The following is a 12,854-nucleotide window of genomic DNA, read 5'->3' as shown; positions in this document are numbered from 1 at the left end:
CTCACTCGCCTATCAAATTTGCTTTTATAATTTGGGAAAACTGCACTTCATATTCTTCATCATCCATGTTTAAGATAAACGTATCTTCCTTTACAGATTGGATTATCCCTTTTATGGTACGCTTACCCTTGATAGGTTTATGAAGTTTCAATTTTATACCATAACCTATATATTGTTGATAATGTTCTTTATCAAATAGAGGGCGCGGAATACCAGGTGATGAAATTTCTAAGTTGTAATGTCCTTGAATTGGATCCTCGACATCTAAAAGTGCACTTACCTGCTTACTTACTCGTTCACAATCATCTATGTTAACGCCATCTTTCTTATCAATATAGATTCTTAACAACGAATATTTACCCTGCGATAAATACTCGCAGCCCCATAATATGTAGCCTAATTGATTTACTACAGGCTCTATTAAATCTTGAATATCCTTTCTAATCATAACATACTCAATTTACATAGTATTTGAATAAAGTACCTAGGGCTTAATTCTAGATTAACGTTATTTGGTGATTCTTAATCAGGCAAAAAACCTTTCTTTATTACTAAAACTTGCCAATAGTAAAATTTTCTCTGTGGATGTAAAAATATCCAATATTAAAGTTATTCATTATGAATAGTTATCGGCTTGCATCGCTTGAATACCAATAATTCAATAATTCGTGTCCAGATGCAAGGAAGATGACTACCGACTAAGTTTAATTATTAAATTTATTTAGTCGGCCACATTAATAACGCAAAGCATAAATCCTAACTAATTAAATTAGGTAGAATTATTTCACCCCTATACGTCGAGCTAACCTATACATAATAAAAAACCCCATAAATGGGGCTTTCAATAGTGGTAGCGGGGGCAGGATTTGAACCTACGACCTTCGGGTTATGAGCCCGACGAGCTACCAGGCTGCTCCACCCCGCATCAACTGAGGCAATTATAAGCATGCCTCCAAAATATAGCAAGTTTTTTTTAATACACTTCTTCGGAAACTCGCTACAAAGAGTGCAGTGCGAGGAGACGCGGCGCGCAGAACCGGAGTGTACACACATAAGTACATGAGGATTCGAGCATCGTATTGACGAAGCAATGCGCCTCTGTAGTAGAGTTTCCGCAGAAGTCTATTATTTCCTATCCTGTAAAGGCATTGATACAAGCATTAATTAAGCCAGAAGGAAATATCCCTAAAAATAAAAGAGATAAACAGTTTAATGAATAGATAATGGTCGATGATTTGGAGAAAAATACTTCAGAAGTTTCAGCAGGCTCATCAAAATACATGAACTTCACAATTCTAATATAATAGTAAGCACCTACTACAGCAAAAATTAATCCTAATATAGCTACCCATGTCATACCAACATCAATCAATGCTTTTAAAACAAGTAATTTTGTAAAAAATCCTACCGTTGGAGGAACACCAGCCATTGAAAACATAACAATTAACATCATAAATGCTAACCAGGGATTACGCTTATTTAGGCCTCTTAAATCATTTACCTCTTCAATTTCAAATCCACTTTTGGAAAGTAAAACAATAAACCCAAATGCAGCGACTGTCATTAAAGAATACACAAGAATATAATATGTTGCTGCAGCATAACCTGCGGCACTGCCAGCTAGTATGCCAAATAATGTGTAGCCCACATGTGCAATGGCTGAATAAGCAAGTAGTCGCTTAATATTAGTTTGACTTACAGCGATAAAATTACCTATTGCCGTCGATAAAAGAGCCATAACTAAAATAATTTGCTGCCATTGTGGCGTTACATTAATTAAACCAATCGTTAATATTCTTAAAGCCATACCTAACGCAGCAATTTTAGGTGCAGAACTGATAAATAGAGTTACAGAAGTTGGTGCACCCTGATAGACATCAGGCGCCCACATATGAAAGGGTACTGCTGCAAGCTTAAATCCTACTCCTACAATAATAAAAACGAGAGCAAAAGAAATAAGCATATTTTGCTGATTCCAATTAACAGCGATAGCATTTGCAATATCAAGTAAATCTAATTTACCAGTAGCGCCATAAAGAAGAGAGAAGCCATAAAGTAGCATGCCTGAGGCTATCGCACCCATGATAAAGTACTTTAAAGCAGCCTCTGCAGCATCACTATTTGTTCTTCTTATAGCCGTCATAGCGTAAAGAGGTAAAGACAATAACTCTAAGCCTAAATAGATAGTCAATAGTGAATGCGCCGAAACAAGTACCATCATGCCTAGGGTTGAAAATAACCCCAGGATGTAATAGTCACCTGCTGGCATTTGACGTTCCTCAATATAAGCGCTTGAATAAACAAAACAAATAAATGCGCTAATTGCAATAAAAATCTTCATCAACTGAGCAATATCATCGCTAATGAATAAGCCATTTAAAATGAGAACTTTAAAATTTCCAAGCAGCATAAAACTGCATAAGCCAGCTAAAGCAAGTCCAATTAAACTAATAGATAAAGTTATATTTTTATAATGGTCCCTAAAGAATAAATCAGCCAGCAAAGCAATAGATGCTGTGATTAAAATTATTATTTCGGGAAGAGCAAAATTAAGGTTATCAAGTAATGAAATCATGTAATTAACCTACCATTATAATTTGGATTTATCAGCATGAGCCAGCGTGTAGCTGACAGATTGATGTACGTAATTAAGTATCGGTTTTGGATAAATGCCCATTGCTAAAACCATTAATGCTAATAAAACATAAGCACTTAACTCAAAACCTGATAAATCTTTCAAGGCAGCAACTTTCTCATTTGCTACTCTGCCGAATATCACTCTTTTGTACATCCATAAAGTATAAGCAGCCCCGGTAATTAAGGTTGTTGCGGCCCAGAAAGCAATCCAAAAATTCGCCTTAATACTTCCAAGAATGATCATAAATTCACCTACAAAGCCCGAAGTGCCTGGTAAGCCGGCGTTAGCCATAGCAAAAAGCATAAAAAAAGAAGCAAAAACAGGCATCGTATTTACGATTCCACCAAAATCCTTTAATTGTCTAGTATGCATGCGGTCGTAAAGATATCCCACACCTGCAAACATGGCGCTTGAAACAAAAGCATGTGAAATCATGACGACAATCGCGCCTTCAAGGATTAAACCTGCATTAGCTAAACCTGCATGGTTGGCAATTGCATAGATAGCAAAACAACCCAAGGTAACAAAACCCATATGTGAAATAGAAGAATAAGCAATTAAACGCTTCATATCTTGTTGGATAATGGCAATCAGCGCAATATATACAACTGCAATTAAAGATAAAGCAATCATGACTGGCGCAAAATAACGACAGGCGTCAGGTACAATTGGAAGCGCGAAGCGAATAAATCCATATCCACCTAATTTAAGTAAAATCGCTGCTAATACAATTGATCCACCAGCTGGCGCCTCCGTGTGCGCATCAGGAAGCCAAGTATGCACAGGAAACATTGGAATCTTAATTGCAAAACCAAGGAAAAAGGCAATAAAAATTAATGATTGTGCTGTCATAGTTAAGTTAGCAGCATAAAGCATTTCAATTTTAAACGAACCTGCTTGAAATCCAAGGTAAATGAAAGAAGCAAGCATTAAAACCGAACCTAAAAAGGTATAGAGGAAAAATTTTATGGCCGCATAAACTCGATTATCAGAACCCCAGATACCAATAATAAGATACATAGGAATGAGAGTTGCTTCAAAGAAGATATAAAATACAATCGCGTCTGTTGCCGAAAATATACCAACTAATAAGCCTTGCATAATTAGAAATGCAGCTAAATACTGACCAATGCGTTTATGAATACTGTCCCAAGTTGCTAAAACAACAATTAAATTAGTAAATACACTAAGTACAATCATTAGTAGTGATAAACCATCAATGCCAAGACTATAATTAATACCAAAAGCAGGCATCCAAGGTAATTCTTCCACATATTGCATACCAGCTACATTAGGATCAAATCCAATAACTAATGGAATACAAAGGATTAAAGTGAGCAAAATAGTAAATAATGCTAAAAAGCGAGAATTATTTGGGCTTTTATCATCACCAGTCAAAAATACAAATATTCCGCCAATAATAGGTAACCAGATTAATAAATTAAGCAAATAATGCATTTCCTCACCTTCTATTAGCCAAGTAACAACCAGCATAAAAAGACAAACAGACCCAATACCATTACAGTAGCGTAATGATATAGATACCCACTTTGCAGCGCTCGTCCTTTTCCAGCGACCCAGCGTACCATACGACCAGTTCCATTAACGAAGAAGCCATCAATTAACGTTTGATCGCCCCCTCGGTAAAATACACGTCCTAGAGCTTTAGAACCACGTACAAAAACCCTATCATTGAATGTATCAAATCCATATTTATTTAATAGTAATTTATAAACACCAGAGAATTTTCTTGCCAAGATTGCTGGTGTGTTTGGAAAAGCAATATAACAGAGCCACGCTAAGAAAATACCAGCTACAGTTACCCAAAAGGTAAGTGTTAAAGGAGAATGAATAGCGCTCATTAATGGTGATGTTACTTCATGCGCTAACTCAGCTAATACGTTATGCTCTGGTAAAACAAAGATTGATTTATCTAATAGAGAAGGCCTATTAAACAACATAGGCATATATAATATATAACCAATAATAACTGACGGAATAGCCAGAAGAACTAATGGCACCCATACTACTGCTGGTGATTCATGTAAATGCGACCATGTATGCTCATCCATACGTGGTTTACCATGAAATGTCATAAATAAAGCACGGAAGGTATAAAGAGCTGTAACCATAGCACCTAGAGCAACACAAAAATAAGCATAACGTGCACCCGGCACCGTAGCCAATTTAGCTGCTTCAATAATTGTATCTTTAGAATAAAAACCTGCAAACGGAGGAATGGCACATAAAGCCAAGCTACCTATAATAAATGTCACATAAGTAATTGGCATTTTTCGCCATAAGCCGCCCATTTTACGCATGTCTTGCTCATGGTGCATGCCAATAATAACTGAACCTGCCCCTAGGAATAATAATGCCTTAAAGCAAGCATGAGTTAATAAATGGAATATACCTGCATTATAGGCCGATGCGCCCATAGCAACCATCATATAACCTAGTTGAGATAAAGTTGAATAAGCGACAACACGCTTGATATCATTCATAACAATTGCAAGAATACCGGTAAAAAGAGCACCTGTTGCACCAATAATTAGAACAAAACTTAGCGCTGTATTAGAAAACTCTATCATAGGCGAGATACGAGCAATCATAAACACACCAGCGGTGACCATGGTTGCGGCATGAATAAGCGCAGAAATAGGTGTAGGACCTTCCATGGATTCAGGCAACCAAACATGTAACGGCACTTGAGCTGATTTACCCATTGCGCCAATAAATAACAGTATGCAAATAACCGTCAGTAATGACCAATCATGCCCACTGTAAAGTTGAATAGACTGGCCGGCTAAAAACTTAGCACCTCTAAAAACTGTTTCATAATCTAAACTACCTGTATAGGCTAAAATTAGGCCTATACCTAGCACAAAACCAAAATCGCCAACACGGTTAACTAAGAAAGCCTTTAAATTACCCTCTATAGCTGACTCTTTCGTATACCAAAAACCAATAAGTAGATAAGAGACTAAACCTACGCCTTCCCACCCGAAGAATAATTGCAGAAAATTGTTAGCTGTTACTAGCATTAACATCATAAAAGTAAATAGCGAAATGTAGCTAAAAAAGCGTTGATAACCATCATCATCAGCCATATAACCAATACTGTAAATATGCACAAGTAAGGATACAAACGTAACAACGACTAGCATTACAGAGGTTAGCGGGTCAATTAGAAAGCCAATATGAAAAGTATAAGGGAAAAAAGCACCGCCACTTGCCCAGGTATAAAGATTGGTATTTAAATCATCAGCCCTACCAGTAAAAATTGCTGTAGCTACGATAAGAGATAAAATAAAGGAAAAACCGACACCAGCAATAGTTACTGAGTGAGCACCAACGCGCCCAATTTGATTACGAAAAAATCCAGCAATGATTGAGCCAATAAGCGGGGCAAGAACAAGTAAAAGACATAGTTGTTGAATATGCACGTTATTAACCTTTTAAATGATTCATTTTATCGATATCAATGTTGCCACGATTTCTATAAAGCAACACAACAATAGCCAAACCGATTGCAGCCTCAGCAGCAGCAACGGTTAAAATAAAGAAGACGAAAACTTGTCCTGCTATCCCGCCATAATAATGGGAAAAAGCAATAAAATTTGTATTGACTGCTAAAAGCATTAATTCAATGCAAACAAGAAGAAGAATAATATTCTTTCGATTTAGCATAATGCCAACTAAACTTAGGCCAAATAAAAGGGCAGCTAAGATTAGGTAATGATTAACTGGTATCATGAGTTTTCCTGCTACTTATTTTTCAGATTTTAGCGAAACAAGTTTAACTCTATCCTCAGCTCGAGTCATAATTTGTTTTTTAATATCTTGTCTTTTCGAACGTATAATACCACGGTGCGCTAATGTGATAGCTGAAATAATAGCAACTAATAAAAGGACCGCTGCTAACTCAAACGCTAAAACATAATCAGTATAAAGAACCATGCCTATCTGTTCTGTATTTGACAATCTATTAGCCATTGCCTTCACATCTGATATATCATGCAAATCCAAAGGCTGAGCTGTAGGTACAGATGGTGCGACAGCTTGTGAGTACCATGCATCTGGTAAAGCTATTAGCAGTAATCCAACAAGAAGGGCAATTAAGATCATGCCAAATGGCAAATATCTAGCAAAGTGCGCCTTTAAAGATTCTGTATCAATATTTAACATCATTACTACGAATAAAAAGAGCGTCATAACCGCGCCTACGTAAACTAATACTAAAATTAACGCTAAAAATTCGGCTCTTAATAAAATCCACAGTACGGAACTTGCAAAAAATGTTAAAACAAGAAACAAAACACAACGAACAGGATTATTTTGTGTAATGACCATGATTGCAGAGAGTAAAGCAAGTGCTGCAAAGACGTAAAAAATTACTTGAACTAATAAATTTCCCATCATTACCCCATTATCGCCATTCTTTATCAGCTTCTCTATCAGAAGCCAGTCTTTTTTCCATCAAATCGCCAACGGCCAAGAGTTTTTCTTTTGTCATGATATTTTGGCCACGCTGACTAATATGGTAATGCTGTATAGGTGTTAACACGATTGAATCGACAGGACAGGATTCTTCACACAAACCACAATAAATACATTTAAAGGCATCAATATCATAGCGCGTTGTACGTCTTGAGCCATCTGCGCGCTCTTCCGACTCAATAGTAATAGCCAATGCAGGACAGACGGCCTCACATAATTTGCAGGCTATACAGCGCTCTTCACCATTCGGATAACGCCTCAATGCTAACATATGCCCACGAAAACGGGGCGAAATTGGGGTTGCTTCTTCAGGAAATTGGATAGTCACTTTTTTCTTAAAAAAGTATTTTCCTGTTAGTTTTAAACCCGCCAATATATCTAGCAGTAAAAAGCTTCGAATATAATATCTTATGACTCGGTATATGTTTTTCATTAATTTACTCAGTTACTAATTAAACCACGGTTTTAGCTGTGCCAATACCATTAAAGCAGTAACAATAACCCATACAATAGTTACAGGAATTAAAACTTTCCAGCCCAAACGCATTAATTGATCATAACGATAGCGTGGGAGTGTGGCACGTACCCATAGATAAACAAATAGAAAAAATGAAATTTTTACCAACAACCACACAAACCCTGGTACAACATAGAAAATATCGCCTAAAATTGGAATACCTTCAAAGGGAGATAACCAACCGCCTAAAAATAATAGTGAGATCACTGTTGAAATTAATACCATACTTGCATATTCTGCTAAGAAAAAAATCATAAAGCCCATACCAGAATATTCAACATGAAAACCCGCTACAATTTCTGACTCACCCTCCGCTAAATCGAACGGTGCACGATTAGTCTCTGCAAGTGCTGCAATCCAAAATATAACAAAAAGAGGAAACAAAGGAATGAACCACCAATGCCAAATGCCACCTTTTTGAGAAAGAACGATATCAGTTAAATTCATACTACCAGCAGCAAGCAATACACCTACAAAAGCAAATCCCATAGCAATTTCATAGGAAACTGTTTGTGCTGCACTACGTAGAGAACCAAACATTGCATATTTAGAATTCGATGCCCAACCGGCAATTAATACACCATAAACAGCTAACGAGCTGAGTGTAAAGATAAGCAAGACGCCTGCGTTTATATTGGATAAAACAAGTCCTTGGCTAAAAGGTATCACTGCCCATCCAGCAAGTGCTGGTGCTAATGCAAATAAAGGAGCAATAATAAATAAATATTTATTAGACTTATTAGGTACTACAATTTCTTTGTGTATAAGTTTAATTAAATCAGCAAACGGTTGTAATAGCCCTTTTAACCCAACACGATTAGGGCCAATACGTGCTTGTATATAACCAATAACTTTACGTTCCGCATAAGTTAAATAGGCTACAACGAGCAATAATGGAACTACAATAACTAGGATTTTAATAATAATCCAAAGCAAAATGCTAATATCATGAAGCATGTTCTTACCTATTTAGCGCTTAATGGTGATTGCTGCAAATGAATGCCCTAAATCTAACGTTTCTGGTACTGCATTTACGATCCAGATGGCATCTAAAGCTATCCGTTCGTCAAGTTCAAGTGGCAATGTTATCTCAATATCTCCTTGAGAAACAGTAGCAACGTTATCTAATTGCAAACGATTAGCAGTTTCTGGGTGAATTCTAATACAAACAGGATCAGCAGCAGCACAGTGCTGTAACGCTTCTGCATTCCGAACGATATAATCACTGCGATATAGAGGCCATTCTCCAATTCGAACTAACTGCTGATTTAACACAGGCAAAGATTCAGGGTAATAAGGTTGATATTTTATCTCACTCATCATGTTTACATGTGTTTTAATCTCATCTAACACTTCTTCTGAAGAAGTATACTCAAAACCTTCACAATCTAATAAATTTCCTAAAACTCTAAGTACTTTCCAAGCAGGCCTGGCCTGCCCGAATGGCTTGCATACACCTTTAACTGATTGCCAAATATTATCAACGTTAACATAAGTTCCGGACGTTTCAGTGTAAGGCGCTATAGGTAATATGACATTTGCATAATCCTTCATAGAATCATGATTAAACGCTGAGAGCATCACTACAAATTCAGCGCCCAACATGGATTGACGAGCTCCATAAGGATTAGCGAAATCAAAGCCAGGTTCAAGGCCCAGTAAGAAATAACCTTTAAGTTTATTATCTAAAGCTTTTTGAATATCAAATCCAGAATTATCTATTACTTTACCTGCAGCACCACGGTGTGGCAGCATGCCTGCTAATTGAGCACCTGCAGTATTTGCACCTGTTGTAAAACGAATTACCTTCACATCTGTTACTTGCTCTAAAGCATATACTAATGTTCTTATTAAGGCTGCATGTGGATGATTCTCAGCAGTTGCTCCTAAGACAATAACCGATTGTGGTTGTTGTAAACCATTTGCAATCGCTTTTGATTTTTCACTCGGTTTAAGTCCAATTAATAACCGTTGCACTTCTTTTGAAAATTGTGAACTATCAGGTGCAATTGCCAGTAACACTTGCGCAATTTGCTGAGGTATTTCTAAAGGAGAGACAATTTCTTTTGTATCTACAACAAAGTGGTAATCGTAATCAACTGAGTTAATTGCATAAATTTTTGCACCGTCTCGATAAGCCTTACGAATGCGCGTACTAGCTAAAGGCACTTCTCGGTTAATATTACAACCTATCAATAGAATATGTGCCTGTTTTTCTAACTCGGCATAAGTTAAGGTATTGTTTACGACCACAGGTAAATTATCTTGATCACTAAAATCTGTTTGATGAATGCGATAATCAAGGTTGTTAACACCCAAATTCCGCATTAACTTTTGTAATAGGTAGAATTCCTCTAATGTTGAAGAAGGCGAGGCAAAAGCAGCAAATTGCTCTGCACCATATTGCTTTATGATCCGACTAATACCTTCAGCCGTAAATTTTAAAGCAGTTGGCCAATCAACCTCTTCCCACTGACCATCCTTTTTAATTAAAGGCTGTGCCGCTCGACCTGGGCCAATTAAACCTAAATAACTAAATCTATCTCTATCAGAGAGCCACATTTCATTAATCTGTTCATTTTCGCGTGGAACAGCTCGCATGAGCTGATCTCCGTTTCTTACATGTAAATGAACATTCGATCCTAAACAATCATGCGGCGCAACACTATCATACTGTACTAATTCCCAAGGGCGAGCAGTAAAACGATAAGGTTTAGAAGTTAGGGCGCCTACGGGACATAAATCAATAACATTTCCAGATACTTCTGAAGTCATACTATGATTTATAAAAGTACCAATTTGCGTCTTTTCGCCACGTCCTAAAGTACCAAGTTCACGAACACCCGCTATTTCAGTACCGAAACGCACACAGCGAGTACAATGAATACAGCGAGTCATTTCCGTTGCAATTAAGGTCCCTAAATCATCATCCACAACTGATCGCTTGGATTCATCGTATTCAGAATTTGAATAACCAAAACCTAATGAAATATCTTGTAATTCACACTCACCGCCTTGATCGCAAATAGGGCAATCTAGTGGATGATTAATTAATAAAAACTCCATCACGGCTTGCTGAGAACGAACAGCTTCTTCTGATTTCGTAAATACCTTCATACCATCAGTAATTGGCGTAGCACAAGCTGGAACAGGTTTACGACCATTTTCAACTTCAACTAAACACATTCGACAATTTGCAGCTATTGATAACTTTTTATGGTAGCAAAAACGAGGAATATAAATGCCTGCGTCATCGGCAACCTCTATAATCATTTTACCGTTTTCCGCTTCTAGCGTTTTTCCGTCAATTTCAATAGTAGCCATTTTTAAACCTTATCAATTATGCCGCAATCATTGAGCGTTTATGCTTGATGAAATAATCAAATTCATGATAGAAATGTTTCACAAAGCTTTGTACAGGCCAAGCTGCTGCTTCTCCTAATGCACAAATCGTACGGCCTTCAATCTTATTAGCAACATTAACTAATTTCTCAATATCTCCAGGCTCACCATGACCATGTCGAATACGATGAATTAAGCGTACCATCCAACCTGTACCCTCACGACAAGGCGTACATTGGCCACAGGATTCATCCATATAAAACTCAGAAATTCGATAAAGGGCATCAACCATACATGTTGTTTCATCCATAACAATTACCGCACCTGATCCCAATCCTGAACCTGCTTTTTGAATACTGTCATAATCCATATCGAGCTGCATCATAACATCACCTGGTAATACTTTCATGGATGTTCCACCAGGAATGACAGCTTTAATACGGTTATTATTAAGCATGCCGCCAGCTAGCTCTAATAAATCTTTGAAAGGAGTGCCTAGTGGAATTTCAAAATTCCCAGGTTTATTGACGTGACCACTAACACTAAAGCACTTTGTACCACCATTATTGGGTTTGCCCAGCTTTAAAAACCAGTTTCCACCTTTTTCTAAAATAACCGGCACAGAAGCAAAGGTTTCAGTATTATTAATTGTGGTGGGCTTTCCATATAAACCATAGTTAGCCGGAAAAGGTGGCTTGAAACGTGGCATGCCTTTACGGCCTTCAAGTGAATTTAACAAAGCGGTTTCTTCACCACATATATAAGCGCCAGCACCTAAATGGTTATACAAATCAAAGTCAAAGCCACTACCAAGAATATTTTTACCTAATAGCCCTGCATCATAAGCTTCTTTTAAAGCTTGTTCGCAATGTTGAAATGGCAACCAAAACTCGCCTCGGATATAATTGTAACCAACCGTTGCCCCCATAACATAACCAGCAATAGCCATGCCTTCTATTAACTGATGAGGATTATAAGTCAGAATATCTCTATCTTTGCAGGTGCCTGGCTCACCTTCATCTGAATTACAAACAACATACTTTTGCACAGGCGCATTACGATTCATAAAGCTCCATTTAAGCCCTGTTGGAAATCCTGCACCACCTCGGCCTCGTAAAGCAGAAGTTTTTAATTCATCAATAATTTGTTGAGGCGGCGTTTGTTCAGCTAAAATACGTCGCCATGAACTATATCCTCCTAAACTTTCGTAAGACTTTAATGCCCACGGTTCTTTAAGATGAAGCGTTCGGTAACACACTTGATTTAGTTGAATCATTGCTACGACCTCACTCACGAATATTGTTCTAAAACTTGATCAATTTTATCTTTGGTCAAGTTTTCGTGATAATCCTTGTTCACTTGCATCATAGGCGCATTGATACATGCACCGAGACACTCGACTGAACGAATAGTAAAACGTCCATCAGCTGTAACTTGGCCTAATTTTACTCCAAGCTTCTGTTGTAAATAGTCAACGACTTCTGCTGAACCTCGTAACTGGCATGAAATATTGGTACATACATTGACTATATTTCTAGCTGTAGGTTTATGCTCGTACATGGAATAGAAAGTTGATACTTCATATACAGCAATTGCAGGCATATCTAGATAATCAGCAACAGCGTCCATCAATTCAGATGTTAAATAGCCATATTGATCTTGTACAATATGCAAAGCGCTCATCACTGCAGATTGTTTTTGATCGGGAGGATATTTTGCTATCCAACTATCAATTTCTGCTATTCGCTCAGGAGTTAAAAATTGACAAAGTAGTTTTGCTGAATTCTGAGACATATTTTAACCTTAAAAATAGTTAACCTAGCAATTGACGATCAGCCAATATGAAACACTACAGTT

Annotated in this window: 11 protein-coding genes and 1 tRNA gene; all 12 read right to left on the bottom strand. The window is 37.3% G+C overall.

All coding sequences use genetic code 11. The features are described 5' to 3' along the window. Position 1: 1 nt before the first annotated feature. Entirely contained in the window at positions 2-448 is a 447-nt protein-coding gene (gene rimP, locus E1P04_RS09105; protein ID WP_131782602.1) for a ribosome maturation factor RimP, read from the bottom strand. A gap of 400 nt (positions 449-848) precedes the next feature. After that, a tRNA-Met gene (locus E1P04_RS09100) sits at positions 849-925 on the bottom strand. Positions 926-1,132: 207 nt separating this feature from the next. After that, entirely contained in the window at positions 1,133-2,575 is a 1,443-nt protein-coding gene (gene nuoN, locus E1P04_RS09095) for an NADH-quinone oxidoreductase subunit NuoN (RefSeq protein ID WP_131782601.1), read from the bottom strand. A gap of 15 nt (positions 2,576-2,590) precedes the next feature. Then, positions 2,591-4,096: an NADH-quinone oxidoreductase subunit M gene (locus tag E1P04_RS09090; protein WP_131782600.1), complete on the bottom strand. Its 1,506-nt coding sequence runs from the start codon at positions 4,094-4,096 to the stop codon at positions 2,591-2,593. Between the two features lie 14 nt (positions 4,097-4,110). Beyond that, entirely contained in the window at positions 4,111-6,084 is a 1,974-nt protein-coding gene (gene nuoL / locus E1P04_RS09085; protein WP_131782599.1) for an NADH-quinone oxidoreductase subunit L, read from the bottom strand. A gap of 4 nt (positions 6,085-6,088) precedes the next feature. After that, complete coding sequence (gene nuoK, locus E1P04_RS09080) at positions 6,089-6,394, bottom strand: NADH-quinone oxidoreductase subunit NuoK (RefSeq protein ID WP_131782598.1); 306 nt, start codon at positions 6,392-6,394, stop codon at positions 6,089-6,091. A gap of 15 nt (positions 6,395-6,409) precedes the next feature. Then, complete coding sequence (locus tag E1P04_RS09075; RefSeq protein ID WP_131782756.1) at positions 6,410-7,057, bottom strand: NADH-quinone oxidoreductase subunit J; 648 nt, start codon at positions 7,055-7,057, stop codon at positions 6,410-6,412. A 10-nt stretch (positions 7,058-7,067) separates the two neighbouring features. After that, positions 7,068-7,571, bottom strand: coding sequence for an NADH-quinone oxidoreductase subunit NuoI (gene nuoI / locus E1P04_RS09070; protein ID WP_131782597.1), 504 nt, complete (start codon positions 7,569-7,571; stop codon positions 7,068-7,070). A gap of 15 nt (positions 7,572-7,586) precedes the next feature. Continuing rightward, complete coding sequence (gene nuoH / locus E1P04_RS09065) at positions 7,587-8,612, bottom strand: NADH-quinone oxidoreductase subunit NuoH (RefSeq protein WP_131782596.1); 1,026 nt, start codon at positions 8,610-8,612, stop codon at positions 7,587-7,589. Positions 8,613-8,624: 12 nt separating this feature from the next. Beyond that, the gene (gene nuoG / locus E1P04_RS09060) at positions 8,625-10,979 is read right to left on the bottom strand and encodes an NADH-quinone oxidoreductase subunit NuoG (RefSeq protein WP_131782595.1); all 2,355 of its coding nucleotides are present in this window, start codon (positions 10,977-10,979) and stop codon (positions 8,625-8,627) included. A 16-nt stretch (positions 10,980-10,995) separates the two neighbouring features. Beyond that, a complete protein-coding gene (gene nuoF, locus E1P04_RS09055) occupies positions 10,996-12,273 on the bottom strand; it encodes an NADH-quinone oxidoreductase subunit NuoF (RefSeq protein ID WP_131782755.1) in 1,278 nt (425 codons plus the stop codon). Between the two features lie 14 nt (positions 12,274-12,287). Further along, positions 12,288-12,791 carry an NADH-quinone oxidoreductase subunit NuoE gene (gene nuoE / locus E1P04_RS09050; RefSeq protein ID WP_131782594.1) on the bottom strand — a complete coding sequence of 168 codons (504 nt, stop codon included), beginning with the start codon at positions 12,789-12,791 and terminating at the stop codon, positions 12,288-12,290. Positions 12,792-12,854 lie beyond the last annotated feature (63 nt).

Source organism: Legionella gresilensis (assembly GCF_900639865.1).
GTDB classification, from domain to species: Bacteria; Pseudomonadota; Gammaproteobacteria; order Legionellales; family Legionellaceae; genus Legionella_C; species Legionella_C gresilensis.
Note: the sequence above shows the minus strand (reverse complement) of the source record. Positions and strands in the feature narration are given on the sequence as shown.